Source organism: Pseudooceanicola nanhaiensis DSM 18065 (assembly GCF_000688295.1).
Classification (GTDB): domain Bacteria; phylum Pseudomonadota; class Alphaproteobacteria; order Rhodobacterales; family Rhodobacteraceae; genus Pseudooceanicola; species Pseudooceanicola nanhaiensis.
This window is the reverse complement of sequence record NZ_JHZF01000013.1, coordinates 1,290,931-1,317,583: the sequence shown is the minus strand read 5'-3', so window position 1 is coordinate 1,317,583 and position 26,653 is coordinate 1,290,931. Positions and strand designations below refer to the sequence as shown.

General features: G+C 70.4%; 24 protein-coding genes. 9 read left to right on the top strand and 15 right to left on the bottom strand.

Going from position 1 to position 26,653, the window contains the following annotated elements; translation table 11 throughout:
- Positions 1-65 precede the first annotated feature (65 nt).
- The 3 genes from Q344_RS0116480 (at position 66) to Q344_RS0116470 (ending at position 6,761) form a co-directional block, all read left to right on the top strand.
- A complete protein-coding gene (locus tag Q344_RS0116480) occupies positions 66-536 on the top strand; it encodes a lytic transglycosylase domain-containing protein (protein ID WP_028287723.1) in 471 nt (156 codons plus the stop codon).
- Between the two features lie 301 nt (positions 537-837).
- Positions 838-2,616 carry an autotransporter assembly complex protein TamA gene (locus Q344_RS0116475; protein ID WP_028287722.1) on the top strand — a complete coding sequence of 593 codons (1,779 nt, stop codon included), beginning with the start codon at positions 838-840 and terminating at the stop codon, positions 2,614-2,616.
- Complete coding sequence (locus Q344_RS0116470) at positions 2,616-6,761, top strand: translocation/assembly module TamB domain-containing protein (RefSeq protein WP_028287721.1); 4,146 nt, start codon at positions 2,616-2,618, stop codon at positions 6,759-6,761. The genes Q344_RS0116475 and Q344_RS0116470 overlap by 1 nt, the downstream gene beginning before the upstream one ends.
- Here Q344_RS0116470 and Q344_RS0116465 read toward each other — a convergent pair.
- Together Q344_RS0116465 and Q344_RS0116460 are read right to left on the bottom strand one after the other, a co-directional pair.
- Positions 6,755-7,534, bottom strand: coding sequence for a DUF2189 domain-containing protein (locus Q344_RS0116465; protein WP_028287720.1), 780 nt, complete (start codon positions 7,532-7,534; stop codon positions 6,755-6,757). The two genes, Q344_RS0116470 and Q344_RS0116465, sit on opposite strands and share 7 nt — an antisense overlap.
- 68 nt (positions 7,535-7,602) lie before the next feature.
- A complete protein-coding gene (locus Q344_RS0116460) occupies positions 7,603-8,805 on the bottom strand; it encodes an N-acetylmuramoyl-L-alanine amidase (protein WP_028287719.1) in 1,203 nt (400 codons plus the stop codon).
- Positions 8,806-8,953: 148 nt separating this feature from the next.
- Here Q344_RS0116460 and Q344_RS0116455 point away from each other — a divergent pair, with 148 nt between their 5' ends.
- Together Q344_RS0116455 and Q344_RS0116450 are read left to right on the top strand one after the other, a co-directional pair.
- On the top strand, positions 8,954-9,316 hold the full coding sequence (locus tag Q344_RS0116455; protein WP_051630702.1) for a hypothetical protein: 363 nt from the start codon (positions 8,954-8,956) through the stop codon (positions 9,314-9,316).
- Positions 9,313-10,173: an alpha/beta fold hydrolase gene (locus Q344_RS0116450; protein ID WP_211249923.1), complete on the top strand. Its 861-nt coding sequence runs from the start codon at positions 9,313-9,315 to the stop codon at positions 10,171-10,173. Before Q344_RS0116455 ends, Q344_RS0116450 begins: the two co-directional genes overlap by 4 nt.
- Here Q344_RS0116450 and Q344_RS25210 read toward each other — a convergent pair.
- Positions 10,161-10,895, bottom strand: coding sequence for a hypothetical protein (locus Q344_RS25210; RefSeq protein WP_051630700.1), 735 nt, complete (start codon positions 10,893-10,895; stop codon positions 10,161-10,163). The genes Q344_RS0116450 and Q344_RS25210 overlap by 13 nt on opposite strands.
- Before the next feature lie 234 nt (positions 10,896-11,129).
- On the opposite strand from Q344_RS25210, the gene Q344_RS0116435 reads away from it, so the two are divergent.
- The 4 genes from Q344_RS0116435 to Q344_RS0116420 all read left to right on the top strand — a co-directional run bounded on the left by Q344_RS0116435 (position 11,130) and on the right by Q344_RS0116420 (position 13,876).
- Positions 11,130-11,918 carry an exodeoxyribonuclease III gene (locus Q344_RS0116435; RefSeq protein WP_028287715.1) on the top strand — a complete coding sequence of 263 codons (789 nt, stop codon included), beginning with the start codon at positions 11,130-11,132 and terminating at the stop codon, positions 11,916-11,918.
- Between the two features lie 133 nt (positions 11,919-12,051).
- Positions 12,052-12,987, top strand: coding sequence for a thioredoxin family protein (locus Q344_RS0116430; RefSeq protein ID WP_028287714.1), 936 nt, complete (start codon positions 12,052-12,054; stop codon positions 12,985-12,987).
- Positions 12,988-13,013: 26 nt separating this feature from the next.
- Entirely contained in the window at positions 13,014-13,655 is a 642-nt protein-coding gene (locus tag Q344_RS0116425) for an LON peptidase substrate-binding domain-containing protein (protein ID WP_028287713.1), read from the top strand.
- Positions 13,652-13,876 carry a Trm112 family protein gene (locus Q344_RS0116420; RefSeq protein WP_051630698.1) on the top strand — a complete coding sequence of 75 codons (225 nt, stop codon included), beginning with the start codon at positions 13,652-13,654 and terminating at the stop codon, positions 13,874-13,876. The genes Q344_RS0116425 and Q344_RS0116420 overlap by 4 nt, the downstream gene beginning before the upstream one ends.
- A 9-nt stretch (positions 13,877-13,885) precedes the next feature.
- Here Q344_RS0116420 and Q344_RS0116415 read toward each other — a convergent pair whose 3' ends face one another.
- The 12 genes from Q344_RS0116415 to Q344_RS0116360 all read right to left on the bottom strand — a co-directional run bounded on the left by Q344_RS0116415 (position 13,886) and on the right by Q344_RS0116360 (position 26,652).
- Complete coding sequence (locus tag Q344_RS0116415) at positions 13,886-14,335, bottom strand: MarR family winged helix-turn-helix transcriptional regulator (protein ID WP_036539741.1); 450 nt, start codon at positions 14,333-14,335, stop codon at positions 13,886-13,888.
- 25 nt (positions 14,336-14,360) lie between these two features.
- Positions 14,361-15,131 carry an SDR family NAD(P)-dependent oxidoreductase gene (locus Q344_RS0116410; RefSeq protein ID WP_028287710.1) on the bottom strand — a complete coding sequence of 257 codons (771 nt, stop codon included), beginning with the start codon at positions 15,129-15,131 and terminating at the stop codon, positions 14,361-14,363.
- 46 nt (positions 15,132-15,177) lie between these two features.
- On the bottom strand, positions 15,178-16,500 hold the full coding sequence (locus Q344_RS0116405; RefSeq protein ID WP_028287709.1) for a TRAP transporter large permease: 1,323 nt from the start codon (positions 16,498-16,500) through the stop codon (positions 15,178-15,180).
- Positions 16,497-17,078 carry a TRAP transporter small permease gene (locus Q344_RS0116400; RefSeq protein ID WP_028287708.1) on the bottom strand — a complete coding sequence of 194 codons (582 nt, stop codon included), beginning with the start codon at positions 17,076-17,078 and terminating at the stop codon, positions 16,497-16,499. The genes Q344_RS0116405 and Q344_RS0116400 overlap by 4 nt, the downstream gene beginning before the upstream one ends.
- Positions 17,079-17,135: 57 nt before the next feature.
- Entirely contained in the window at positions 17,136-18,167 is a 1,032-nt protein-coding gene (locus Q344_RS0116395) for a TRAP transporter substrate-binding protein (protein ID WP_028287707.1), read from the bottom strand.
- 174 nt (positions 18,168-18,341) lie between these two features.
- Positions 18,342-18,692, bottom strand: coding sequence for a hypothetical protein (locus Q344_RS0116390; protein ID WP_028287706.1), 351 nt, complete (start codon positions 18,690-18,692; stop codon positions 18,342-18,344).
- A 93-nt stretch (positions 18,693-18,785) separates the two neighbouring features.
- Positions 18,786-19,556 (bottom strand): precorrin-4 C(11)-methyltransferase, encoded by a 771-nt coding sequence (gene cobM, locus Q344_RS0116385; protein WP_028287705.1) that lies wholly within the window; start codon positions 19,554-19,556, stop codon positions 18,786-18,788.
- Positions 19,557-19,830: 274 nt separating this feature from the next.
- A complete protein-coding gene (gene cobJ, locus Q344_RS0116380) occupies positions 19,831-21,681 on the bottom strand; it encodes a precorrin-3B C(17)-methyltransferase (RefSeq protein ID WP_028287704.1) in 1,851 nt (616 codons plus the stop codon).
- On the bottom strand, positions 21,672-22,373 hold the full coding sequence (gene cobI, locus Q344_RS0116375) for a precorrin-2 C(20)-methyltransferase (protein ID WP_028287703.1): 702 nt from the start codon (positions 22,371-22,373) through the stop codon (positions 21,672-21,674). The genes cobJ and cobI overlap by 10 nt, the downstream gene beginning before the upstream one ends.
- Positions 22,374-22,563: 190 nt before the next feature.
- Positions 22,564-23,766: a bifunctional cobalt-precorrin-7 (C(5))-methyltransferase/cobalt-precorrin-6B (C(15))-methyltransferase gene (locus tag Q344_RS0116370; protein WP_028287702.1), complete on the bottom strand. Its 1,203-nt coding sequence runs from the start codon at positions 23,764-23,766 to the stop codon at positions 22,564-22,566.
- 46 nt (positions 23,767-23,812) lie between these two features.
- Positions 23,813-24,448 (bottom strand): precorrin-8X methylmutase, encoded by a 636-nt coding sequence (locus Q344_RS0116365; protein WP_028287701.1) that lies wholly within the window; start codon positions 24,446-24,448, stop codon positions 23,813-23,815.
- Between the two features lie 947 nt (positions 24,449-25,395).
- Positions 25,396-26,652: a sirohydrochlorin chelatase gene (locus Q344_RS0116360; protein ID WP_028287700.1), complete on the bottom strand. Its 1,257-nt coding sequence runs from the start codon at positions 26,650-26,652 to the stop codon at positions 25,396-25,398.
- Position 26,653: the final 1 nt, after the last annotated feature.

The following is a 26,653-nucleotide window of genomic DNA, read 5'->3' as shown; positions in this document are numbered from 1 at the left end:
CGCAGAGACGATGCCTGTCGTAATCACGGTGCCACGAGATGGACAGGCAAGAGGAACGGTTCCGGATGACGCCCCACACAAGACGTCGTTTGCTGGTGCTTGTCGCAGCGCTATCGCTTGCGGCCTGCGCACCGAAACCCGAAGTGACCCGCGCCGCCTTCGCGGCGCCGCTCTATCCCAACGAAACCCCGGAGCTCCGCGAGCTGATCGTCAAGTACGCCGACGAATACGAGGTTCCCGTATCGCTTGTGCAGCGCGTGATCGTCCGCGAAAGCACGCACAGGCCCCACGCCCGCAACGGCCCCTATTACGGCCTGATGCAGATCCTTCCCGCCACCGCCCGCTCGATGGGCTTCCGCGGCAGCGCGGGCGACCTGCTCGACGCCGAAACCAACCTGAAATACGCGGTGAAATACCTTCGCGGCGCCTGGATGGTTTCGGACGGGAGCGAGCCGAAAGCGGTGCAATGGTACGCGCGCGGCTATTACTACGAGGCCAAGCGCCGCGGCATGCTCGCGGAAACCGGGCTGATCTGAGCGCGCTTCGCGACGGCGCGGCGAGCGCATGACTGATGGGGGCGGCACCGGAGACGGGCCGCCCTTTCCGCTGCCCCGGGAGCCTCACGCCCGCCGGGAGCGCTGACAACCTCCGGAAGAACGACGCGGGCGCGACCAGGCTCGCGGTGTCGGCCACCAGGGGCCCCGGACGCGAACTGAAGGGAGTCGGCAACGCTTCGCGCCGGCGACTGACCTCGGGGTAAGTGTGACTGGCCTCCGGGCCGTGACGTGTTATCGTCGGGTCAATGACGAATACGATAATCCGAGGCCGTGCATCCCCATGATTCGCTCTCTTCTCACCGCGTGCACGGTCACCGTTCTCGCCGCATCACAGCTCTACGCCACCGAAGCCCGGCTGGTCGCCACCGGCGCCGGCTCCGACCTGCAGGAGGACCTCGAGGCGGCGTCCCTCGCGCTCGGCGCGGTCGAAGAGGGCACCACCGACGGGCAGGAGCTGATTGCCGCCGCGCAGGCCGATTACCAGCGCATGGTGGCGGCGCTCTACGAGAACGGCTATTTCGGCGGCGTGGTCTCCATCAAGCTCGACGGGACCGAGGCGGCGGACGTCTCGCCGCTGCGGCGCGTGGCCAGCGTCAACAACATCCTGATCACAGTCGTGCCGGGGCCGCGCTACCGCTTTTCGCGGGCGCAGATCGCGCCGCTGCCACGGGACGCCGAGCCGGTGGAAGGCTACCGCGTGGGCGAAACCGCGACCACCCCGGTCATCCGCCGGGCCGCCCAGGACGGGGTCGACGACTGGCGCGAGGCGGGCCACGCGAAGGCCGACGTCGCGGGGCAGGACATTGTCGCGGAACACGCCAACGCCACCGTGCGGTCGCGCATCGACCTTGCGCCGGGCCCGTTCCTGCGGTTCGGACGCGCGCTCCTGAGCGAACGGAGCCAGACCAGCGCCGTGCGGCAGGAGCGGATCCTCGCCATCGCGGGCATCCCGACCGGCGAGGCCTTCTCGCCGCAGGAGGTGCGCGAGGCCCAGCGACGCCTGCGCCGCACCGGGGCCTTCCGCTCGGCGGTCGTCGACGAGGCCGAGGTGCCGAACCGGGACGGCTCGCTCGACATGATCGTCGATGTCGAGGACACCCTGCCCCGCCGCTTCGGCTTCGGCCTCGAGCTCAGCAGCGACGAGGGGGCCGCGGCCAACGCCTACTGGCTGCACCGCAACCTCTTCGGGGGGGCCGAACGCTTCCGCATCGACGGCGACGTCAGCGGGGTCGGCGGCGATTCCGGCGGCATCGACTACGGGCTCACGGCGCAGCTGACGCGGCCGGCCTTCCTGCATCCGGACAATGACGCGCGCTTCCGCATCACGCTCGAACACAACGACGAGCCGGCCTATGTCTCGGACCTCTTCGAGGCGATCGCCGGCGTGCAGCGCTACTTCAGCGAGGATCTCACCGGCGAATTCGGGCTGGGTGTCCGCTTCGCCCGCGTCGAGGACGCCTACGGCGAGCGCAACTTCAACCACGTCCTCGGGCGCGGCGACCTGACATGGGACCGGCGCGACGACGAGCTCGATCCGAGAAGCGGCTATTACACCGAGGTGGGCGCGATCCCGTTCCTCGGCATCGACGGCTCGGAAAGCGGGGCGCGGCTCTCGACCGACCTGCGCGCCTTCTATTCCTTCTCGGAGCGGTTCACGCTGGCCGGACGGGTTCAGGCCGGCTCGGTCCTTGGTGCCTCGATCGAGGGCACGCCGCCGGAATTCCTGTTCTTCTCGGGCGGCGGCGGCACGGTGCGGGGTCAGGACTACCAGTCCCTGAGCGGCGCCATCGTCGCTGGCCAGCCTGTCGGTGGCCGCAGCTTCCTGGGCCTCTCGGGCGAGATCCGGGCGAAAGTCACGGACAGCATCGGCGTGGTCGGCTTCGTCGACTACGGCTACGTCAGCCCCGGCCCGGACTTCTCGGGCGGCGACGACCACGCGGGCGCCGGCATCGGCGGACGTTATTACACCCCCATCGGACCGGTGCGCTTCGACATCGCCGTGCCGATCTCCGGGGAAAGCGGATACGGCATCTATGTCGGGATCGGGCAGGCATTCTGATGAAACGGTTTATTCTTCTCTTCGCGCTGGTCACGGGCCTCGCCCTTCCGGCCGGCGCCCAGGACACGCCGTCCGACGACGGCGAGAGCTTCACCATCCGGCTGATCCAGAACGCCTTGTCCGACGCGGGCCGCGTCGTGAACATCTCGGGCTTCTCGGGCGGCATCTTCTCGAACGCGACCATGGACCGGCTCACCATCGCCGACGAAGAGGGCGTCTGGCTCGAGATCGACAATGCCGAGCTCGACTGGAACCGCTCCGCCCTGCTGCGCGGCCGGCTCCAGATCAACACGCTCACCGCCGAGACCATCACCCTCACCCGCCTTCCCGAGGCGATCGAGGACGATACCCCGGCTCCCGAGGCGACGGGCTTCCGCATTCCGAACCTGCGCGTGGCGATCGACATCGACGACGTGGCGGTCGACAACCTCGTCCTCGGCGAGGCCGTGCTCGGACAGGCGGCGACACTGACGCTGACCGGAAGCGCCTCTCTCGAGAACGGCGGGATGGACGTGGACATCAAGGTCGACCGTCTCGACGCGCCGGGCGAATTCAGCATCGACGCGTCCTATGACCCCGCCGACACCACGCTGGCGGTGGACCTGACGCTGCGCGAACCGTCGGGCGGCATCGCCTCGAGCCTGATGGATCTGCCGGGCGATCCGGCCATCGACCTCACCGTCTCGGGCACCGGGCCGCTGGACGACTACCGGGCCGAGATCGACCTCGACACCGACGGCGAGGACCGGCTGACGGGCGCCGTGACCCTGGCCGCAAACGATGAAGGTGGGCGCGACTTCACCGTGGACCTCGGCGGCGACATCACCGCGCTTGTCCTTCAGCAATACCGCGACTTCTTCGGCACCGAGGTCGGCCTGACCGCTGCCGGGACCGTCGCCGCCGACGGCGCGCTCGACCTCGCGTCGTTCGAGCTGAGCGCCGCGGCGCTCGACCTGCAGGGCACGGCCCGGCTGACGGGGGATTTCCAGCCGGTCGCCTTCGACGTCACCGGGCGCATCCAGTCCGAGGACGGCAGCCGCATCGAGCTGCCCTTCGGCAACGGGATCTCGGTCGCCTCGACCACGCTGGACGTGCAGTTCGATTCCGCCGCCGACACCGCCGTGCGGGGCGATTTCGCCGTGCTCGGCTTCCAGATGCCGGGCTACACGGCGGAGAGCCTGACGCTCGACCTCGACGGCAACATCGTGACCGGCGCGGACGCCAGCTTCGGCGCGGATGTCACCTTTGCCGCGGCAGGGCTCGTGGCGGAGGACGAGGCCGTCGGCCAGGCGCTCGGCCAGGACATCACCGGCAGCGCCCGGATCGACTGGGCCGGCGAAGGCCCGGTCGAGATCCGCGGCCTCGACGTCACCGGCGAGACCTACGGGCTGACCGGCGATATCGACCTGGTCCCCGGCGAGGGCACGATGGAGCTGCGGGCCGATGCCCGGATGCAGGCGCAGGACCTTTCGGCCTTCGCCCCCGTGTCGGGCATGAACCTCAGCGGCGCGGCCGACCTCGCGCTCGACCTGCGCGCCGATCTCGTCGGCGGCACCTTCGACCTCGTGGCCGAGGGCGGGACCGAGGACCTGTCGATCGGCGTCGCGCCGCTCGATCCGCTGATCAACCCGGTCACCCGGCTCAAGGTCGATGTCTCGCGCACGACCGAGGGGCTCGAGATCCGCGACCTCACGCTCTCCAACCCCGAGATCGAGGGCAGCGCTTCCGGCACCATGGCCAGCAGCTCGGGCGAGATCGCCTATGACGTGACGCTGGCCAACGCGGGCATCTTCACCGGCACCGAAGCCGGGCCGGTCAGCCTGGAAGGGCGGCTCGAGATGCGGCCCGACGGGCTGCACATCGACGGCGTCGGCACCGGCACGGACCTGATCACCGGGATCGAGCAGGTCGACCGCCTGCTCGCCGGCGGGGCGAGCTTCACCTACAAGGCCCAGATCGGAGAGGACGGCAACACGCTCGAGAACTTCCGCCTGAGCACCGAGCAGTTCGAGGTCACCGCCGAGGGCGACATCACCCCCGGCGAGATCGACGTTGAAGTCCGCACCTTCCTGCGCAACTCCGCGCTCCTCACGGGCGGCCCGGGCGCGGTTGCGGGCGCCATCGGCCTGAACGCGCAGATCACCCAGGTGCCCGAAGGCTTCCGCATCGAGGTGCGCGGCGGCGGCCGTGACATCGGCATCGGGCAGGCCATGGTCGACGGGCTCTTCCGGGGCGAGACCGACCTGAGCCTGACGCTCGTCGTCGGCGAGGAGATCACCCTCGAGGGGCTGAACCTGGTGACGCCGCATGTCAGCCTCTTCGCCTCGGGCAACCTGACCGAGGGCCAGCGTGCGCTGGAACTGTCGGGCCAGCTCGACAATTCCGCCCGGTTCACCGGCGGCACCGCGGGCCCGCTCGAGTTCAACGCGACCGTCACCCAGCAGGGCGCCTCCTACGCGCTGACGCTGGACGCCACGGGCACCAACATCGGCATCGGCAACCCGGTGGTCGATGGCCTGCTGACCGGGACCAGCCGCGTGACCATGCGCGGCACCTACGACACCGGCAGCGGCACGCTGGCGCTGAGCCAGTTCACCTTCGACGGCAACGCCGTGGAGATGAGCGCCTCGGGCACCGTGGGCGCAGAGGCCATCGACCTGCGCTTCAACGCCCGGCTCGACGACCTGGGGCGGCTGGAAAGCAACCTGAGCGGCCCGCTCACCGTGCGCGGCGACATCGGCCGCAGCGGCGACACCACCCAGCTCGACGTCCAGGTGCAAGGCGCCGGCGGCACGACGGCAACCGTATCGGGGCGGATCCTCCTGCCCGACGGCGGGGTCGACCTGACCATCAACGGCTCCGCGCCGCTGGCGCTGGCCAATCCGTTCCTGACGCCGAACTCCCTCACCGGGCTCGCGCGGTTCGACCTGCGGATGTCCGGCCAGCCGGGGCTCGACGCGCTCTCCGGTCAGGTGACGGTCCAGGACGCCCAGCTTGTCCTGCCCGAGCTGCAGCTCGCGCTGGAAAACCTCGGCGGCACCATCAACCTTTCGAACGGTCAGGCCAACGTGGACCTGCGCGGCACGATGGGCGGCGGGGCGATCACCGTCTCGGGTCCGGTCGGGCTGAGCGCGCCCTTCAACGCCAACCTCTCGACCAGCATCCGCAACGTGCGGGTCGAGCGGCCCGGGCTCTTCAGCTCGGTCCTGAACGGCACCGTGGACGTCAACGGGCCGATCACCGGCGGCGGGCTTGTCTCGGGCACCATCGGGCTGAGCCAGAACGAGGTGCGTATCCCCTCGGGCGGTCTTGGCGGGGTCGAGGCGATCCCCGAGATCACCCACCTGAACGAATCCCGGCCCAGCTATATCACGCGGGTGCGCGCGGGCCTCGTCGGCGACGGCTCGGGCTCGGGCTCCGGCGGCGGCAGCGCCGGCGGCGGCACGAGTGCGCTCCGGCTCGACGTGCTGGTGCGGACCGACGAGTCGATCTTCATCCGCGGCCGCGGTCTGGACGCCGAGCTGCGGGGCGACATCCGCCTGCAGGGCACGCTGTCCAACATCCGGCCGGTCGGGACCTTCGACCTGGTGCGCGGGCGGCTCGACATCCTTGGCAAGCGGCTCAACCTCGTGGAGGGCACGCTGAGCTTCGAGGGCAGCTTCGACCCGGTCATCCGGCTCGTCGCGCGCAACACCACGTCCGACTACACCATCGACGTGATCGTCGAAGGCTCGGCCACCTCGCCGGACGTGACCTTCGCCTCGACACCGGACCTGCCGCAGGACGAGGTGCTCGCGCAGCTCTTCTTCGGACGCGACCTGCAATCGCTCTCGACCTTCCAGGCGGCACAGCTGGCGGTGGCCGTGGCCACGCTCACCGGCCGGTCGAACGGCGGGGTCGTGGGCTCGATCCGCGAGAACTTCGGGCTCGACGATCTGGACATCACCCAGACCGACCAGGGCGAGACCGCGATCCGCGCGGGCAAGTACATCTCGGAGAACGTCTATACCGACGTCGAGGTGACCAGCGGCGGCGAGAGCACGATCTCGATCAACCTCGACGTGACCGACAACATCCGCGCGAGCGGACGGCTGTCGGACGAGGGCGACACCAGCCTCGGCCTCTATTACGAAAAGGACTACTGAGGCCCCTTCCCCGCGATCTGGTCATAGAGATGCCAGGTCGCGTGGCCCAGGAGCGGCAGGGTCAGGAACAGGCCCAGAAACCATGGGATCATCGCCGCGAAGGTCAGAGCCGCGACCAGCGCGCCCCAGGCCAGCATCGGCCCGGGGTTCACCGTGACCGTGGTGAAGGACACGATCATCGCAGTCACGAAATCGACCTCGCGGTCGAGCAGCAGCGGCAGCGCGATCACCGTGATCATGTAGAGCAGCAGCGCGAAGCCGGCGCCGACGACGGTGCCGACCGCCAGCATCGTCAGGCCGTTCGGCGTCAGGAAGACCTCGTAGGACGAGGAGACGTTGGTCATCACCGAGAGCCCCATGAACAGGGCGAAGATCATGTGGCCGATGAAGAACCAGACCAGGAACAGGAAGACGATGATCGCGCAGAGCGAGGGCAGCTGCCGCCCGCCCTGCCGCGTCACGACCGAGAGCACGGCGCCCAGGGCCAGCGGCCGCCCCTTCTCGAGCCGGCGCGAGACCTCGTAGAGCCCCACGGCCGCGAAGGGGCCGATCAGCGGGAAGGACACCGCGGCGAAGATCAGCCAGTAGCTCTGCCCGGTGTGCAGCGTCACCCACATGAGGATCCAGCCGATCAGGACGTAGGGCAGGCTGAAGAGGAACCCGTAGAGCGGCGCACGGCCCATGTCGGCCAGCGCGCGGCGGAGCGCGGTGCCGAGCATGGCGTAGCTCACCCGCCGGATCGGCGGGAGACCGGGAAACGGTGTGTCTGGCATCGGCCTTCCTCCTGGGTCCGCGCAAAGAACCGGGTTTCCGCCCTCCGATCAACCGTTTTCGCGGGTCCTCACTGCCTGAGAAGCGGCGCCAGCGCCTCGTCCTCCAGCGCCCAGGCGGCCAGCGCGTCGCGGATCGCCGCGGCGACCCTGGCCCGGAAGGCCCGGTCGGCGATGTTGGTGCGGTCCCGCTTGTCCGACAGGAACCCCACCTCGATCAGGACCGAGGGGATGTCGGGGGCCTTCAGCACCGAGAAGCCCGCGGAGCGCCGGACATGCGAATTGACCGGCGCGCCCGAAGCCCGGAAGGCCGCCACCAGCGCATCGGCCAGCCGGTGCGTGCGCGGTCGCGTCTCGGTCCGGGCGAGGTCCATCAGCACACCCGCCACCACGTCGTCCTTGCCGGTGAGATCGACGCCCGAGAGCAGGTCGTCGCGGTCGTGCCGCTCGGCCAGTTTCTCCGACGCCTCGTCCGAGGCCGTCTGGGACAGGGTGTAGACCACCGCGCCGCGCGCGCCGCCCTCGGACAGCGCGTCGGCATGGAGCGACAGGAAGACATCCGCGCCGACCTCATGCGCCAGCTCCACCCGGCGCTCGAGCGAGACGAAGCTGTCGTCGGGCCGGGTCAGCACCACGTCCACGTTGCCCGCCCGGATCAGCACGTCCGAAAGCTCGCGCGCGAAGGTCAGCATCAGGTCCTTCTCGACAAGGCCCTCGCGTTCCGCGCCCGGGTCGATCCCGCCGTGGCCCGCGTCGATCACCACGACCATCGGAGCATCGGGCGCCGGCACGGCTTCGGCGGTCGCCTCGTCCCAGGGGCCGGCATCCTCCGGCGCGCCGGAGAGGGCGGCGAAGCGCTCGGCCCCGACCTCGGCGAAGCGGGCGACGAGCCGGGCGCGGCCGGTCTCGGCATCCACCTGAAGCCCGGCCCGGTCGAGCGCCAGCGGCCCGTGCAGGTCGACGACCAGCCGCGACCAGCCGGGACGATAACCGCCGAAGCGCACACCGTCGCCGAAGGCCCCGCCGGCCAGCCCCGACCAGTCCACCTCGCGGAAGTCGAAGACGGCCCGCGGCGGGGCGTCGAGCGTGAAGACCCGCCACGGCACCCCCTGGCTCAGCGCCAGCTCGACGGTCAGCCCCCCGGCGGTCTCGCGCAGGCCGCTTTCGGCCGGGTCGACCCTTGCCAGCCCGGTGAAATCCTGCGCCGGGACCGTGCCCGCCTGCGTCAGAACCAGCGCCAGCGCGCCAAGAATGTGAAAGATGTGCCTGCCCATGCCCCTGCCAGTTCCGGCGCGTTTTGCCGCGCAGACTACCCGATGCGCCGGCCCCTGCGAAGCCCCGGGACCCCGATTTCGCCGCCAGATTTTCCTCGCGCCCTCACGGCACCCTGCTAGGCTGACCCGAGGAGACACGGGAGGGATCATGTTCGACGAACTGACGCGGACCGCCGGGCCGGGCACGCCGCTGGCGGCGCAGGCCCGGGGGCTCGACATGCGGCTCATGCTGCGCGCGGGCGAGGAGGACACGCTGCTCATCATCCGCGACGGCTCCGTGACCGAGGCCCGCCGGGGCCCGCATGTCACGCCGTCGTGGGACACCCGCCTCTCCGCCGCCCCGGGCGACTGGGAGGCGTTCCTCGCCGCCGTGCCCCGCCCCGGCTACCACGACATCTACGCGCTGCTCCGCAACGGCCGGATGGCGTGGGAGGGCAACCTGCTGCCGATGATGCAGCACCTCATGTACATCAAGCGGCTTCTCGCCTCGCTCAGACCGGAGGTGGCATGATGGCCCTCGACATCGAACCGATCCTCGGCCGCTACGCCCATATCGCGATCGAGGGGGTCAGGCATCGCATCTACTGGGAAGAGGCCGGAGAGGGCATCCCGCTCGTCTGCCTGCACACCGCGGGCTCGGACGGGCGCCAGTACCGCGCGGTGCTGAACGATCCGAACATCACTCGTCACTTCCGCGTCATGGTCTTCGACATGCCCCGGCACGGGAAATCGTCCCCGGCCCCCGGCACCGTCGACGACGACTACAGCCTGACCGCCGCGCATTACGTCGCCCAGATCATGGCGTTCTGCGAGGCGTTCGAGCTTGACCGCCCGGTGGCCATGGGCTGCTCGATCGGCGGACGCATCGTGCTGCACCTCGCGCGGCATCATCCGCAGGCGTTCCGGGCGCTCATCGGCCTGCAGAGCTCGGCCCATGTCGACCCCTATTACGACACCGGCTGGCTCGACCGGGCGGATGTGCACGGCGGGCGGATGTGCGGCGCCTTCGCGCATTCGCTGATGGCCCCGACCTCTCCGTCCGAACACGTGGACGAGACGCGCTGGCACTACATGCAGGGCGGGCCCGGCATCTTCAGGGGCGACCTGCACTTCTACCGCGGGGCCGAGGGCGACATCCGCGACGAGCTGGCGAAGATCGACGTGGCGGCCTGCCCGCTGCACCTGCTGACCGGGGAATACGATTTCTCCTGCCGCCCCGAGGACAGCCGCGCCCTCGCCGAGGCGCTCGGCATCGAGGTGACGATCATGCCCGACATGGGCCATTTCCCGATGTCCGAGAACCCGGAGGTCTTCCTGGGCTACCTGCGGCCCGTGCTGGAGACGGTCCGGGCGGCTCAGGCCGCGTAGCCCAGCCGGGTCCCCAGCTCGGCCAGTGTCGTCACGGTGGCGCCGGCCCGCACGGGGAAGAGCGCGCGGATCGTCGCGCGCTCGGGCGCGGCGAGCGCTTCCAGCCCCTCCCGCGCGCGGTGCGAGGCCAGATGCCGCGCCTCGCCCGAAAAATGAGGGATCTCGGCCTCGGCCCCGACATCGAAGGCATCGCGGAAGAGCGCCTCGTCGGACAGAAGCTCCTCCATCTTCAGCACCGGCGCGCCGGTGTCGAGGCCCACGACATTGAACTGGCAGACGTGGTTCAGCGCATAGGCGTAGAGCAGGTTCGGCAGCGTCGCCCGGATGCCCAGCCCCGGCAGCACCGGCAGCGCGGATTTCATCGCCGAGACGAAGGTGCTCTCGTCCCCGTCGAGCGTCTTCTTCGCGGCCCAGGCGTAACAGCTCTCCACCTGCGCCTGCGGATCGCGCAGCAGCAGCGCGTAGCGGATCCCCTGCCCGGCGCAGACCGGCTGCATCCGGCGCGGATCGAACAGCGTGTGCAGGGCGACGGGGCGCTCGCCGCGGTCTCCGGCCGCCACCATGCTGGCCGCGAAATCCTCGGGCGTCTGGGCCGGCGTGCCGATGGCGCCCGCCGTCTCGAAGTTCTGGGACCCGTGGGTCACCCGGAAGCCCGGAAGCTCGGCCAGGATGCTCGAGATGGTATGCGTGGCGGCGAAGCCGATGGATTCCGCGACGATCAAGGGTCCGCTCCGGTTGTGAGTCTCGCGCAGACACTGCCGGGCGGGTGCCGGTCCGGCAAGCGCACACCTTCATTTGGGGCGATCTTGACGCGCGCACGCCACATCTGGTTGGCGCCGCGCGCCCATGGTCCCCCCGACCTGCGGCAGGCGCGCCGGCGGGGGGCGGCCCGGGGTTGACTCCGGACCGCGCAGGTTGGACCCCTGCCCCCTGACGTCATCGACCGGAGCCCGCCCATGCCCTTCACCCTCGCCACCTGGAACATCAACTCCGTCCGCCTGCGCGAGGCGCTGGTCTCGCGGCTGCTGACCGACCACACGCCCGACATCCTCTGCCTGCAGGAATGCAAGAGCCCGGTCGAGAAGATCCCGTTCCCGGTCTTCGAGGCGCTCGGCTATCGCTACATGCTGGCGCGCGGTCAGAAGGGCTACAACGGCGTGGCGATCCTGTCGAAACTGCCGATCGAGGACGCGGGCGACCAGGATTTCGCGGCGCTTGGCCACGCCCGGCATGTCGCGGGCCGGCTCGAGGACGGCACCGTGATCCACAATTTCTACGTGCCCGCGGGCGGCGACAAGCCGGACCGCGAGGTGAACGTGAAGTTCGGCCAGAAGCTCGATTACCTGACCGGGATGCGCGACTGGTTCCACGCCGAGCGCCCCGAGCGGTCGATCCTGGTGGGCGATCTGAACATCGCCCCGCGCGAGGACGACGTCTGGAACCACAAGCAGCTTCTCAAGGTGGTCAGCCACACCCCGGTCGAGGTCGAGCACCTGGCCCAGGCGCAGGATGCGGGCAAATGGGTCGACATCACGCGGCAGGACCTGCCGGAGGGCAACCTCTATTCCTGGTGGTCCTACCGCTCGCCGGACTGGGACGCCGCCGACAAGGGCCGCAGGCTCGACCACATCTGGGCCACGCCCGACATCTCGAACGCGGCACATTCCTCGCAGATCCTGCGCAGCGTGCGGGGATGGGAGCAGCCCTCGGACCATGTGCCGGTCTTCGCGACCTTCGATCTCTGACCGGGCGCCGGGCTTCAGCCCGGCGTCACGCCCCTCTCCCGGCTCTCGGACCCCATGCGCCCCTTGGCACACGGGCCCCCGCGGTCCATATAGAACCCGAACGCAGACACCCAGACCCCAAGGATTGGCAGCGATGATCGAACTCGGCGGACAGACGCAGCCCGAACAGCCCGCAGGCGACCTGATCAAGGACGTCACCGAAGCGAACTTCATGCAGGACGTGGTGGAGGCCTCGATGCAGGCCCCCGTCATCGTCGACTTCTGGGCCACCTGGTGCGGCCCCTGCAGGACGCTCACCCCCATGCTGGAGCAGGCGGTGACCAAGGCCAAGGGCGCCGTGACCCTTGCCAAGATCGACGTCGACCAGAACCAGCGGCTGGCGCAGGCGCTGGCCCAGCAGGGCCTGCCGCTCCAGTCGATCCCGACGGTGGTGGCCTTCGTGAAGGGCCGCCCGGTCGACCTGTTCCAGGGCGCCGTGCCGCAATCCGAGCTCGACGCCTTCATCAAGCGCGCCATCGAGGCCGCGGGCGGGGATGCCTCGAACGGGCTCGACGACGCGGTTGCCGCGGCCGAGGAGATGCTGGCCGAGGGCGCGGCCGAGGATGCCGCCCAGACCTTCGCCGCGATCCTGCAGGAGGATCCGGAACACGCGGCGGCCTATGGCGGGCTGGTCCGCGCCCATATCGCGCTTGGCGATCTGGAGCAGGCCGAGGCGATCCTGAACGGCGCGCCCGTGCAGATCTCCAAATCGCCCGAGGTCGAGGCCGCCCATGCCCAGCTCGAGCTCAAGAAGCAGGCGGCCGGCGTCGGTCCGGTGGGCGAGCTGACGGCTAAGGTCGAGGCCGATCCCGACGACCTTCAGGCGCGGTTCGACCTGGCCAAGGCGCTCCATGCGAGCGGCCAGGTGCAGGAGGCCGTGGACGAGCTGCTCGAGCTGTTCCGGCGCGATCGCGACTGGAACGACGGGGCCGCGCGGGCGCAGCTTTTCACCATCTTCGATGCGCTGAAGCCGAACGATCCGGTGGTGCTCCACGGCCGCCGGAAACTCAGTTCCATGATATTTGCCTGATCCGGCGGGCGGGCTAGTTCCGACGTATGATGAAATCGGCCGACCTGCCCGACGTGATCCCGGTTTTCCCGCTTCCGGGGGCGCTTCTGCTCCCGCGGGCGCGACTTCCGCTCCACCTGTTCGAACCGCGTTATCTGGCGATGCTGGACGACACGCTCAAGACGTCGCATCGGCTGATCGGCATGATCCAGCCCTACGACCAGCCGGACGGCACCTCGAAGCTGAACACCATCGGCTGTGCCGGACGGCTGACGCAGTTCTCGGAAACCGAGGACGGGCGCTACATGATCACGCTGACCGGCATCTCGCGGTATCGCGTGAAGCGCGAGCTTGACGGCTTCACCCCCTACCGGCGGTGCGAGGTCGACTGGGCGGGATTCGAGCGCGACCTCGGCCCCGTGGACAGCGACACCGAGCTCGACCGGGCGCGCTTCTTCGACCTGCTGTCGCGCTATTTCAACGAGCGCCAGCTCGACACCGACTGGGACACCCTGAAGGAGGCGGAGGACGAGCTGCTGATCAACTCGCTCTCGATGCTCCTGCGCTTCGAGCCCGAGGACAAGCAGGCGCTGCTCGAGGCGCCATCGCTCTCGACCCGCCGCGAGACGCTCGTTACGCTGCTGGAATACATGCTGCGTGGCGGCAACGGGAAGGAGATCATGCAATGACCGAAGCCAACGTCCCACCCGTGCCCGAGACCACGGCGCCCTCTGCCCCGGCCTTCGACCGCCGAATGCTCGAGGCGCTGATCTGCCCGGAAAGCCACACGACGCTCAGCTACGACCAGGACGCGAACGAACTGGTGAGCGAGGCGGCGGGGCTCGCCTACCCGATCCGCAACGGCATCCCGATCATGCTGGTGGACGAGGCGCGCCGCCTCGATCCCTGACGCGCGGCCCTAGCCCCCGTCCACCTTCGCCAGAAGACCCAGCAGCAGCCTGCGCTCCTCCGGGCTCAGCCCGGCGAGCGCCGCGTCCTCCTGCGCCTCCAGCGCGGCGGTGGCGGCGGCACAGACGCGGCGTCCCTCGGCCGTGGCGCGCAGCGCGTAGGAGCGGCGGTCCTCGGGCACCTGCCGGCGCTGGATCAGCCCGCCGCGTTCCAGCGCGTCGACCAGAGTGACGGTGTTGGACCGCTCCATGTGCAGGACCTCGGCCAGCTGCGTCTGCCGCAGACCCGGCGTGTCGCAGATGATCGCGAGCGCCGAGAAGGTCCGGGTCCTGAGACCGAACCCCTCCAGCACCCGCGAGGCCTCGTTCTTCAGGCGGTGATAGGCCAGCCGCAGCGCATAGCCCGTCAGCCGCCTGAGCCGGTGGTCCGGCAGGCGCTCCCCGGCCTGCGCGGCCGGCATGTCCACCGGGGGCTCCGCCATCGCCTCAGCGCGGCGGCAGGCGGACCGCCCCGTCAAGCCGGATGGTCGAGCCGTTCAGCATCTTGTTGCGCACGATCTGTTCGACCATCAGGGCGTAATCCTCGGCATCGCCGAAGCGCGGCGGGAAGGGGATGTTGGCCTCGATGCCCTTCTGGATGTCCTCGGGCAGGCCCGCCGCCATGGCGGTGGCGAAGAGGCCCGGGGCGATGGCCATGATCCGGATGCCCGAGCGTGCCGTCTCGCGCGCCACGGGCAGCGACAGCGAGGCGACGCCGCCCTTCGACGCGGCATAGGCCGCCTGGCCCAGCTGGCCGTCCTGATAGGCCACGGAGGAGGTGTTGATGACCACCCCGCGTTCGCCGTCGCGGCCCAGCGGTTCGAGCGACGACATCGCCTTGATCGCGTTCGACATGACGATGTAGGTGCCGACGAGGTTCACCTCGAGCGTGCGGCGGAACTTGTCGATCGACAGGTCGCCGTCGCGGTTCACCACCCGCGCCGCGGTGCCGATGCCGGCGCAGGAATTGACGATCCGGGGGGCCGAACCGGCCCAGTCGATATACTCGGCGAAGGCCGTTTCGACCTGCGCCTCGTCCGCCACGTTCACGTGCAGCGCGAGCCCGCCGATCTCGTCGGCCACCTCGCGCGCGCCCTCGGCGTTGAAGTCGAGCACGCCGACCTTCGCACCCAGCGACGCGAGATGCCGCGCCGTGGCAGCGCCGAGTCCGCTGCCGCCCCCGGTGACGATCGCCCCGATGCCATCCGTGATATCCATGATGTCTCTCCTCCTCTTTGTGTCTCCGCGCCTTCGCGCCGCGCCGTCAGTGGAAGAGGCGCAGCAGTCCCAGCGTTATGCCGGGGAAGAGCACCAGCAGGATGACCCGCAGGATGTCCGACCCGACGAAATACATGACCGCCCCGTAGGTCCGCGAGATCGGCGTCTCGCGGTCCATCGAGTTGATGACGAACAGGTTCATCCCGACCGGCGGCGTGATCAGCCCGACCTCGACCACGATCAGCACGATGATCCCGAACCAGATCGCGAATTCCTCCGGCCCCAGCCCGAAATCGAGGGTCGAGACGATGGGGAAGAAGATCGGGATGGTCAGCAGGATCATCGAGAGGCTGTCCATCAGGCAGCCGAAGATCAGGTAGAGCACGAGGATCATCGTCAGCACGGTCCAGGCGGAGAAGCCCTGTTCGAGGACCCAGCGGCTGAGCTCCTGCGGGACCTGCGTCTGCGCGAGGAAGCCGTTGTAGATGGCCGCGCCCAGCACGATGAAGAAGATCATCGCGGTGTTGCGGGCTGTCGCGTAGAAGCATTCGAGCCAGGCCCGCCCCCGCAGCCCGCCGTTCACCAGCGCGATCAGCCCGGTGCCGAGCGCACCCACGGCCGCGCCCTCGGTCGGGGTGAACCAGCCGAGGTAGATCCCGCCCACCACGGCGAGGAAGACCAGCATCACCGGCCAGACGTCGACCAGCGCGCGGAACCGCTCCGCCATCGGCATCGCGGGACGGGTGCCCGCGGATTTCGGGTTGATCCGCACGTAGATCGCGATGGTGATCATGTAGCCGATGGCCGCAAGGATCCCCGGGATGAAGGCCGCGAGGAAGAGCTTGGCGATGTTCTGCTCGGTCAGGATCGCGTAGATCACGAGGATCACCGAGGGCGGGATCAGGATCCCCAGCGTCCCCCCGGCGGCCAGCGTCGCGGTCGAGAACCCGCCCGAGTAGCCGTAGCGCTTCAGTTCGGGCAGCGCGACCTGGCTCATCGTGGCGGCGGTCGCGAGCGAGGAGCCGCAGATCGCCCCGAAGCCCGCGCAGGCGCCGACGGCGGCCATTGCCACCCCGCCCCGCCGGTGCCCGAGCCAGCTCTCGGCCGCGCGGAACAGCGCCTGGCTCATGCCCCCCAGGGTCGCGAACTGGCCCATCAGCAGGAACAGCGGCACGATCGAGAGCGAGTAGCTCGAGAAGGTCGAATAGGTCTCGGTCTTCAGCTTGGCGAGCCCCACGGCATTGCCGCCATTGATCAGCCCCAGCCCGACCATCCCGGTCGCGAACATCGCCAGCCCGATGGGCATGCGCAGGAAGATGAGAAGCATCAGGGCCGGAAAGGACCACAGGCCGATTTCGATATTGCTCACGCGCCCGCCTCTCCGGTGACGAGGATGGTCCGACCGGTCGCCAGCTCCATCACCCGCACCGCCGCCGTGAAGAGCCCGACGAGCGCCGCCACGCAGGCGGCCGCGAAGCTCGCGCCATAGGCCCACCAGATCGGGAATTGCAGGATGAAGGTCGTCTCACCGTAGCGCATCTTCGACGCCATCCCCTCGTAGAGCCGCCACGCGATCACCACGAGCGCCACCGCGAAGAGCACCTCCCAGAGCGCCGAGAGCACCCGGTTGAAGCGCTCGGGCATGTAGCTGGTGAAGATGTCGACCGAGGCATGCGCGCCCGAGATCTGCGCCAGCGGCAGGAAGGCGAAGATGCAGAAGGCCATGCCCGCCTCGACCAGCTCGAAATCGCCGCCTATCGGGCCGATGCCGGTCTCGAGCAGCCGGGCCGACAGGCCGGGGGCCAGCGCCTCGAAACTCTCCCAGTGCAGGAAGGTGTTGCCGCCCCGGCCCAGCACCGACAGGCAGGTCAGCAGCATGATCGCGGTCAGCACCACGCCGCCGAGCACGGCCATCGCGCGGGCGAGGGTCATGAAGAACTTGGTCATCGCGGAACGCGCGCCTCCGGGGGGATCGGGGGCGCCTGTGCCGCGCCCCCGTCCGCGTTACTTGGTGTTTTCCTCGATCAGCGCGCGGGCCTCGTCCACGAGCGCCTGCGCGTCGATCCGGCCCGACATCTCCTCGACCCAGGCCTTCTCGACACCGGCCGACGCGTCGCGCCAGACCTGCACCTGCTCGGGCGTGAGCTCGATGATGTTGTTGCCGAGGTCCACGGCGACCTGGCGCGCCGGGGCATCGTAGTCCTGCATCACCTTGCCCGCGAAGGCCGAGAAGTCCTCGCCGGAATTGTCGTCGATGACCTTCTTCAGGTCATCGGGCAGCGCCTCGTACTTGTCCTTGTTCATCGCGAAGATGAAGGTCGCGGTGTAGAGCGAGGCGTCGCCGAATTCCGTGTGGTTCTTCACCAGCTCGCCCACCTTGAGCGAGGCGGTCACCTCCCACGGGATCACGGTGGCGTCGATCACGCCCTTCGACAGCGCCTCGGGCACCGCCGGAACCGGCAGGCCGACGGTGGTCGCCCCCAGCCCGGTGAAGAGCTGGTTGGTCACCCGCGTCGGCGCGCGCAGCTTGACGCCGTTCAGGTCGGCGGGCTCGGTCACCGGCTCGGAGGAGTGGATCAGGCCGGGGCCGTGCACCCAGAGGCCCAGCATCTTCAGGTCGCCGAACTCGGTGTCCATGAAGTGCTTCTCGGCCAGCTGCCAGTAGGCGCGGCTGGTGGCCTCGGCGTTGGTCTCCATGAAGGGCAGCTCGAACACCTCGGTCGAGGGGAAGCGGCCCGGCGTATAGCCCGGCAGGGTCCAGACGATGTCGGCCACGCCGTCGAGCACCTGGTCGACCAGTTCCGGCGGCTTGCCACCGAGCTGCATCGAGGGGTAGCGCTCGATCTTGATGCGGCCGTCGCTGTCGGCCTCGACCTTGTCCGCCCAGACGTCGAGCACGTGTTTCGGCACCGATGCCTGCGCCGGCAGGAACTGGTGCATCTTCAGCGTCACCTCCTGCGCGAAGGCGGCGGTGCCCAGAAGCGTCGCGGCCGCACCGATGGCGAGGCCCCGGGAAAGGGTCTTCATGATGGTCATATGGTATCCTCCCAAGTCGGGCGTCCCCCGGTTCCCGGCGCGCCATCGCGCACCGCCGGAGGTTCCGCCGTCGGCGTCACCATGACCGGCGGGAAGATTGCTGTCAACAATTGCTATCAGGCATAACAATCCGCGCGACGGGCGCGGCGTCGCCCCGCTTGCGGCCCCGGCCGGTCAGTTCCGCCCGATCAGCCCGGCCGGCGCGTCGTCCGGCCGTTCGAAGTCCAGCGGCACATGATCGGTGGCCGGCGTCGCGCGCTTGAAATCGTAGCACATCTCGCCGTCGTCCTCGTCGGCCGCCACGATCAGGCACTGGAACATATGCCGCGTGCCGTCGTAGATGTCGACCAGCCCGCGCAGCCGCGGCGCGGCCTCGGCCTCCACGGCAAAGCCCTTGTCCCAGAAGCGGATCACGGGAATCAGCTCGTCGCCCGCCCGCACCCGCAGGCGGCTCTTCTTGGCGCGCGCCAGCTGGTTTGCGGCCTTGAGACCGTCCCGAAGCTCTTTCGGCAGATATTCCGTCATGATCCGACTCGTCCGTTCTCCAGCGCGCCCCTGACGAAGTTTGACCTGAGGGACGTTTACGTCAAGATAATGCGGCAAATCTTCATCGGAGTGTCATGCTTTGCGCACCCGCGGCCGCAGCACATGCGGCACGGCCGGATCGTAGAGCGCCGAATCCGGGAAGACCGCCCCGTCTCCAAGCGCCGGGCCCACGAGGATCAGCGCCGTCCGGGTGATCTTCTCGGCCCGGACCTTCGCGTGGATGTCCGCAAGCGTGCCGCGGATCAGCCTCTGGTCCGGCCAGCCAACCCGGTAGGCCACGACCACCGGACAGGCCGCGCCGTAATGCGGCACCAGCTGCCGTTCGATCTCGCGCAGGTTCCGCACGCCCAGGTGAATGGCCAGCGTCGCCCCGGTCCGCGCGAAGTTCTCCAGCGTCTCGCCCGCGGGCATCGAGGTCGATTTCATCGACACCCGCGTCAGCACGATCGACTGCGCGATCTCGGGAATCGTCAGCTCCTGCCCGAGCGCCGCGGCGGCCGCGGCATAGGCGGGCACCCCCGGCACGATCTCGTAGCCGATGCCGTCGCGCCGCAGCAGCCGGATCTGCTCCGCGATCGCGCCATAGAGCGACGGGTCTCCCGAATGCACCCGCGCCACGTCCTCGCCGCGCGCATGCGCCGCGACAATCTCCGCATGGGTCTCCTCCAACGTCATCGGCGCCGTGTCCCGCACGAGCGCCCCCTCCGGCGCGCCCGCCACCACCTCCGCCGGAACCAGCGAACCGGCATAGAGGCAGACCGGACAGGCCGCGATCACCCGTTGCGCCTTGAGCGTCAGCAATTCCGGATCCCCCGGCCCCGCCCCCACGAAGAACACCGTCATGACATCTCTCCCGTCGCGAGTCGGGCCCCGGTCAAGGATGCGCGGCCGCGCACCGCGGCCCCGCCGCGGCCTGTCCTTGAGGCGGGCGCGACTCGACCCACACTTGAAAAGGCGCGTTCAGGGGCAGACCTGCCCCCGAACCGCATCTCGGCAGACATCCCCGCCGCCGCCACGGGCGCCCTGTCCCGGAGAAGGGGGTCGGCCCGCCACGGGCTTCCTTCCCCCGGATCGGGGGAAGGCCAGGATGGGGGCCGATGAGTCATGTGCCGAAGGCTCATTTGGACCCCGCCTTCCCCGAGAGATCCCCGTCGATCCGCCGCGCATAGCCCCGCGGCGTATACATCCGCGGCCCCTCGCCCAGATGCGCCAGCCGCGAATTCGACGAGCCGACGAGCACCACGGTCAGCATGTCCACCTCGTCGACATCCAGTTCATCCAGCCGCCGGTAGCGCACATGCTCCTCCGCCCGCCCGAGGTTGGTCGCCAGCATCACCGGCGTCTCGCCGGGCCGGTGCGCGAGAAGAATATCCCGCGCCTCGGCCAGCAGCGTCCGCCGCGTCTTCGAGACCGGGTTGTAGAAGGCGATCACGAAATCCCCCTCCGCCGCGGCCCGGAGCCTGCGGAGGATATCCTCCCGCGGCGTCAGCAGATCGCTCAGCGAGATCGCGCAGAAATCATGCCCCAGGGGCGCCCCGGCCCGCGCCGCCGCCCCCTGCAACGCGCTCACGCCCGGCGAGCAGACCACCTCCACCCGACGCGCCGCGGCACTCACGCCGCCCGCGGCCTCCTCCCGGTCCAGGAGTTCGAAGACCAGCGCCCCCATGGCGTAGATCCCCGCGTCCCCCGAGCAGACCAGGGCCACGTTCCGCCCCTCGCCCGCGCGTTCCAGCGCATACCGGCAGCGCGCCTCTTCCCCGCCCAGCGGGAAATCCGACCGCGCCTTGCCCAGGGCCAGCGGCCCCAGCAGGTCGATGTAGAGCCCGTAGCCCACCAGTTCCTCCGCCTCGGCCACCAGCCGCGAGACCTCCGGCGTCCGCCAGGCGGCCTGCCCCGGCCCGATGCCCACGACCGAGAGCCGCCCCCGCGGCCGCCCGCGCAGCTCGTCGATCACCCCCGGGACCTTCGCCAGCGCACAGGTGGCCATCGCCGTCTTGCGCTTCGGCACCGCCAGCACGCCCGCCGCGCCCGCCCCGCAGAGCGCCGCCCCCTCGGAGACCCCGTGGCAGCCGACCTCGGCAAAGACCACCTCCGATGGCGTCTCGAGCCGCCCGGCCACCGCCTCCAGCGCCTCCGCGGGGAACACCCGCAGGGGCACGCCCAGCGTCTGCGCCAGCGCCACGACCGCCGGTTCGTCGGCCTTCACGTCGATCGTATAGACCGCACGGATCGCCCCCGGCGCAGCCTCGGCCTCGGCCAGAACGTCCCGGGCCAGCGTCTCGAGCTCCTCCGGCGGGCAGTTCCGCGAGCACCCGACCCCGAGCGCGAAGCGCTGCGGATGGTACGTCAGCACGCCTTCGGCCGCAGGCATCGTCGTCGCCGCGATGGCCACGACGTCCCGGCCGCCCTCGTCCGACGGTGCCGCCTGCGGCAGCCGCGCCAGCCAGTCGGCCGCGGCCGCCGCGTCCCCCCCGATCCGGGCCGTCCCGCCCGCGAGCAGCCGCGCCATCGCGTCCTTCGCGAGCTCCGGCGTCCCCAGCACCCAGCCCTCCGGCGGCTCGTCGAGCGAGAGCCCCAGCGAGACCTCGCCCGCCGTCGTCACCGCCGCCACGCCGCCGAGCGCCTCCGCCACACGCTGCGCCAGCCGGTTCGCCCCGCGATGCCCGCCGAGCAGCGGCACGACGACCCGCCCGTCGTCGCTCACCGCCACGACCGGCGGCTCCGCCCGCTTGTCCCCCAGCAGAGGCGCCACCGCCCGGATCAGGATCCCGCTCGCGCAGACCCCCACCACCGGGCGCCCCGCCGCGAACATCTCGCGCGCGAAGACCAGCGCATCGGCGAAACCCGCATCCGCCCCGGCGACCCGCCCCGCGCGTCCGCACATCGCCACGCCGAGCGCATCGGCCACCCGGCGCGCCACCCCCGCGCCCGAGCCCGACACCGCCATCACCACAGGATCTAGAGCCACGGATCGCCCCCCTTCGTCACCAGTATCATCGAGAAATAGGGCGCCGCCTCCGGCGCCTGCGCCAGCGGCAGCACGACCTCCTCCCTGAGCGTCGCCCGCTCCACGTAGACCGCCCGCCCCTCGAGCCCGAGCCCCGCGAGAACCCGCCGGATCTTGCCCAGATGCCGGCCGACCTTCATCACCGCGACGGCCTCGGCCCCGCCGATCCTTGCGGCCAGCTCATCCTCAGGCAAGGTCCCCGGCAGCACCTCCAGCCGCTCGTTCCGCGCCACCAGCGGCACGCCCGCCCGTGCCGCGCAGGCGGTGACCGAGGTCACGCCCGGCACCACCTCGACCGCGAACCGCTCCGAGAGCCGCGCGAAAAGGTACATGAACGAGCCATAGAAGAACGGATCCCCCTCGCAGAGGCAGACGACGTCCCGCCCGCCCTCCAGCACCGCCGCGATCCGCGCCGCTCCCGCATCATAGGCCACCTGCGCCGGCCCCCGCGCCTCGGTCATCGGCATCTCCATGACGATCTCCTCGGCCCCCGCCGGGATCAGCCCCGCCGCGATCGACCGCGCGAAGCTCGCCGCCCCGGCGAGCGCCGGATAGGCCAGGACCTCCGCCGCCCCGATCAGCCGCGCCGCCTTCAGCGTCACCAGCTCCGGATCCCCCGGCCCCAGTCCAACGCCGTAGAGCACCCCCGCCATCAGCACGCCCTCCGGGCCGACAGAGCCCGACATCCCGGCCGCGGGTCGGCCGCCTGCAGCCCGTCGCAGCCCCGTGTCCCCCGGGACCGCCCCTCTTCTTCATCTTTCCGGAAATACTCCCGCCGGAGGCTCCCGAACGCGCCACCTCCCCCGCGGCCGGGCCAGGCGCGCACCGCGTCCACGAAGCCGCTCACCGCTTCACCAGCGACCATTGCGTCACGGGCATGGAGGCCCGCCAGCCGCGATAGGAGCCGACCGGCTCCGCCCGCTGCACGGCGATGCGCACCAGCTCGCCGCCGAATTCCGCGTGGAGTTCCGCCAGCACCGCCTCGCTCTCCAGCGTCACCGCGTTGGCCACGAGCCGCCCGAGCGGCCGGAGCGCCTCCCAGGCCGCCACGAAGACCTCGCGCGAGAGCCCGCCGCCGATGAAGACCGCGTCCGGCGCCTCGAGCCCCTCCAGCGCCGCCGGGACCACCCCGTCGACGATCTCGAGCCGGGGCGCGCCGAGCGCCAGCGCATTCGCCGCCGCCATCGCCCGCCGGTCGGCCCGGGGCTCGATCCCCACGGCGCGGGCATAGCGCGCCGCCCGCATCCACTCCACGGCGACCGAGCCGCAGCCGGTCCCGATGTCCCAGAGCAGCGCGCCGCGCATCGGCATGAGCTTCGCCAGCGTCGCCGCGCGGACCTCGCGCTTGGTCATCGTGCCGTCATGCTGGAAGAGCTCGTCCGCCAGCCCCGGCACCCGCGGCAGCAGCGCGGCATCCGGCGCCGCCCGGCACTCGACCGCCAGCGTGTTGAAGGCGGGCACCGCGTGGTCCCAGCTCTCCGCCACCCCGTCGAAGCGGCTCTCCTGTTTCCCGCCCATGTTGGCGAGCACGGTCATGGGCGAGGCGCCGAACCCCCGCTCCGTCAGGAACCGGGCGATCTGGCCCGGCGTCTCGGAGCCCGTCGTCAGGATCAGCAGCCGCGCATCGGGCTGGATGAAGGCGATCATCTGCTCCACCGGCCGGCCATGGACCGTCAGCGTCTCGAGATCCGCCATCGACCAGCCCATCCGGACGGACGCCAGCTGGAACGCCGAGAGCTGCGGGTGGAACACGATCTCGCCCGCAGGCAGCGCCCGCCCGATCCGCGCCCCCACCGAGAACCAGAGCGGGTCGCCCGTGGCCAGCACCACGACACGCCGCCCGCGATAGCCCTTCAGCACGTCGATCAGCGCATCGAAGGGATGCGGCCAGGCAACCCGCTCGGCCGTCACGCTGTCGGACAGCGCATGATGCCGGTCGCCGCCGACGATGATCTCGGCCGCCTCGATCACGGCGCGGGTGGCGGGCATGAGGCCGTCCATCCCCTCTTCGCCGATCCCCACGATATGCAGCCACGCGTCCGCCATCACCCTGTACTCCGTTCCACGCGAGACGGCGCGACGCGCCCGCCTCTCAGACCTTCTCTTCCGGCAGCCCCGCCGCCAGCGCATTCACCGCGGCCGAGGCCATGGCCGAGCCGCCCCGCCGCCCGCGCAACGCCACGAAATCGCAGCCCCGCGGGTTGGCGGCCAGTTCCGCCTTGCTCTCCGCCGCGCCCACGAAGCCCACCGGGAAACCCAGGATCACCGCCGGTTTCGGCGCGCCCTGGTCCAGCAGCTCCAGCAGGTGGAAGAGCGCCGTCGGCGCATTCCCGATCGCCACCACCGCGCCTTCGAGCCGGTCGACCCAGAGCTCCGTCGCCGCCGCCGATCGCGTGTTGCCGATCCCGGCGGCGATCGCGGGCACCCGCGGATCGTTCAGCGTCACGATCACCTCGTTGTCCGCGGGCAGGTAGCGCCGGATCACCCCGGCGCCCGCCATCTCGCAATCGCAGATCACCGGGGCGCCGTTCAAGAGCGCCACCCGTCCCGCGTCGAAGGCGAGCGGCGAATACGCGAGCCGGTCCGCGATCTCGACCATGCCGCAGGCATGGATCAGCCGCACCGCCATCCGGGCCATGCCCTCGTCGAACCGCTCCAGCCGGGCCTCGCCGCGGACGGTGGCAAAGCTCTGCGCGTAGATCGCCGCCGGGTCCTTCTCGTAGCGCATGGTGCGGAGATACGGCCGGGGCTGCGCCGGGGGGCTCTCGCCCCCTGCGGCGGACACAAGCGCCGTCTCGTGGCCGAGGCCGAGGATCCACGCCTCCTCCCGCGCCACGGTCTCGCGCTCCTCGGCGCTCAGGTCGGCCGTCGCCTCGAACAGGGCGCCGAGCCCACCCGACCGGTCCAGCCCCGCTAGCGCCGAGGCGGTGACCCGCACCTGCGCCCGGTCCAGCACCTCGTCCCCGGCCGCATGGGCCTGGGCCTGCAGCAGGGAGGGATAGACCTCGGCGAGCACGATCCGGGCCTCGGGCACGGCGAGGCCGGTCTCGAAGGGCCAGACGGCCACGTGCCCGGCCAGCCGGGGATCGGAGCGGAGCGCGGCCAGCGCCGGCAGGCCGAGAATGACCTGCGAGCCGACCGAGCCGGAATAGGCGAGTTGCCAGACGGTCTTGGCCCCCTTCGCCCGCGCGTCGGCGATCCGGCGTTCGGGCGGATGATCGCCGCCCTCGCGCGCATTGGCCCTGATCGGGATCGACGGCACCGGTGCGGTCTCGGGCCGTCCCCAGAAAGGTCCGGTGCCCGCGTAGAGGTCGTTGATCCGTCCCGCCACCTCGAACCGGTTCGACACGTTGTCCGGACCGTCGACGACCTGCCCCGCGAACCAGTCCCAGAGATCGAGCGCCGCGTCGGAACCGCAGATCCTGCGGGCGACGCCCCGGGGATAGCCGAAGGGGAAATCGAAGCCGGCCAGCACCCGCCGGTTCTGCGCGACCTCGCCGGCCAGAAACTCCGAGAGCCATGCGACCGCCGCGTGCCGGGTCCGGCAATAGACCGGATCCTCCGCCACCCCGTCGCGGACGATCCCGATCCAGATGGCATCCATCGTCGGCCGGGCCGGACTGGGCGCATTGCGCGCGGACCAGTCGACGACGAGATGCGTGTCGAAGAGCGGCGTCATTTCGGCCGGGCGCTTTCCGGCCCGTGGGGATGCTTCGCATGCGGGTATTCCGCATGCGCGTGGTCGTGGTCATGACCGTGATGGTGGTGGTGATGCCCGTGGCCGTCTCCGTGGCCGTGGTCGTGGCCGTGCCCGTGGTGATGGTGATGCCACGGCATCTCCAGACGGCAGGCGCCGGTGCAGAAGGTGTCGCAGAGCGTGCAATCGGCCACGTTGGAACCCGGTGCCGAGGCGCCCTGCCCCTCGACATGGTGGTGATGGCTCTCCTGCGGGGCGCCGAGCTCGGCCTCGAAGCCCAGGACCTCGACCCGGTACTTGCACATCACGCAGGTCTGCGGCGGAACGGGTCCGAGGGCCGGATGGCCCTTGTCGCGCGCCTCGGCCAGCGCCCGGCGTTCCGCGGGCGTGACATGGGTGTGCCCGGTCTCGCCGGTCGAGAGGATCTGTTCCCGGAACAGGCAGGTGCCGCAGTTCGGGGGCGCGATGGCGCCCATCTGTTCGCGGACCCGCTCGGCGAAGGTCTCGAGCACCTTGGGATGATCGTTGAGATAGCCCGCCTTCACGAACTCGATGCCGGGATGGGCCGCGGCCACCCGGTCGGTGAAGCCGTAGATGCGGTCGATCAGGATGCCGGTGAAGAGGAAATAGGGGAAGACGACGATCCGCCGGTAGCCCAGTTTCACCGCGTGTTCGAGGCAGGGTTCGACCAGCGGGAAGGTGACGCCGGAATAGCCGACCTCGCACCAGCCGAAGCCCAGCCCCTCGTGCAGCAGCCGCGCGATCTTGGCGACGTTGCCGTTGGCATCGGGGTCCGAGGCGCCGCGGCCGATGACGACGAGGCAGGTCTCCTCCAGCGGCACCGGCCCGCTCCGCGCGTCCGCCTCGGCCACCGCCGCGCGGATCCGGGCGCCCGCGGCGGCGACCATCTTCGGGTCCACGCCCAGCTCGCGGCCATAGCTGACCTCGATCCCGTGCTCGGCGGCATAGGTGTTCAGCACCGTTGGGATGTCGTTCTTCGCGTGCATCGCGGCAAAGAGCATCCCCGGCACCGCGAGGATCCGCTCGCAGCCCTTGTCGCGCAGCCGGTCGAGGCCCGCCCGGATCACCGGGTTGGCAAATTCGAGATAGCCGTAATCGACCTCCCATTCGGGCGGCAGCAGGGGCGGCAGCTTCTCGGCCAGCACGGCGAATTCATCCACCGCGGCCTGGCTCCGGGAGCCGTGGCCGCAGATCATCACTCCGATTTTCGTCATG

Coding starts and splice junctions, on each gene's coding strand:
- Q344_RS0116480 (WP_028287723.1), top strand. CDS start 66: ATGACGCCCCACACAAGACGTCGTTTGCTGGTGCTTGTCGCAGCGCTA.
- Q344_RS0116475 (WP_028287722.1), top strand. CDS start 838: ATGATTCGCTCTCTTCTCACCGCGTGCACGGTCACCGTTCTCGCCGCA.
- Q344_RS0116470 (WP_028287721.1), top strand. CDS start 2,616: ATGAAACGGTTTATTCTTCTCTTCGCGCTGGTCACGGGCCTCGCCCTT.
- Q344_RS0116465 (WP_028287720.1), bottom strand. CDS start 7,534: ATGCCAGACACACCGTTTCCCGGTCTCCCGCCGATCCGGCGGGTGAGC.
- Q344_RS0116460 (WP_028287719.1), bottom strand. CDS start 8,805: ATGGGCAGGCACATCTTTCACATTCTTGGCGCGCTGGCGCTGGTTCTG.
- Q344_RS0116455 (WP_051630702.1), top strand. CDS start 8,954: ATGTTCGACGAACTGACGCGGACCGCCGGGCCGGGCACGCCGCTGGCG.
- Q344_RS0116450 (WP_211249923.1), top strand. CDS start 9,313: ATGATGGCCCTCGACATCGAACCGATCCTCGGCCGCTACGCCCATATC.
- Q344_RS0116435 (WP_028287715.1), top strand. CDS start 11,130: ATGCCCTTCACCCTCGCCACCTGGAACATCAACTCCGTCCGCCTGCGC.
- Q344_RS0116430 (WP_028287714.1), top strand. CDS start 12,052: ATGATCGAACTCGGCGGACAGACGCAGCCCGAACAGCCCGCAGGCGAC.
- Q344_RS0116425 (WP_028287713.1), top strand. CDS start 13,014: ATGATGAAATCGGCCGACCTGCCCGACGTGATCCCGGTTTTCCCGCTT.
- Q344_RS0116420 (WP_051630698.1), top strand. CDS start 13,652: ATGACCGAAGCCAACGTCCCACCCGTGCCCGAGACCACGGCGCCCTCT.
- Q344_RS0116415 (WP_036539741.1), bottom strand. CDS start 14,335: ATGCCGGCCGCGCAGGCCGGGGAGCGCCTGCCGGACCACCGGCTCAGG.
- Q344_RS0116410 (WP_028287710.1), bottom strand. CDS start 15,131: ATGGATATCACGGATGGCATCGGGGCGATCGTCACCGGGGGCGGCAGC.
- Q344_RS0116400 (WP_028287708.1), bottom strand. CDS start 17,078: ATGACCAAGTTCTTCATGACCCTCGCCCGCGCGATGGCCGTGCTCGGC.
- Q344_RS0116395 (WP_028287707.1), bottom strand. CDS start 18,167: ATGACCATCATGAAGACCCTTTCCCGGGGCCTCGCCATCGGTGCGGCC.
- Q344_RS0116390 (WP_028287706.1), bottom strand. CDS start 18,692: ATGACGGAATATCTGCCGAAAGAGCTTCGGGACGGTCTCAAGGCCGCA.
- cobM (WP_028287705.1), bottom strand. CDS start 19,556: ATGACGGTGTTCTTCGTGGGGGCGGGGCCGGGGGATCCGGAATTGCTG.
- cobI (WP_028287703.1), bottom strand. CDS start 22,373: ATGGCGGGGGTGCTCTACGGCGTTGGACTGGGGCCGGGGGATCCGGAG.
- Q344_RS0116370 (WP_028287702.1), bottom strand. CDS start 23,766: ATGGCGGACGCGTGGCTGCATATCGTGGGGATCGGCGAAGAGGGGATG.
- Q344_RS0116365 (WP_028287701.1), bottom strand. CDS start 24,448: ATGCGCTACGAGAAGGACCCGGCGGCGATCTACGCGCAGAGCTTTGCC.
- Q344_RS0116360 (WP_028287700.1), bottom strand. CDS start 26,652: ATGACGAAAATCGGAGTGATGATCTGCGGCCACGGCTCCCGGAGCCAG.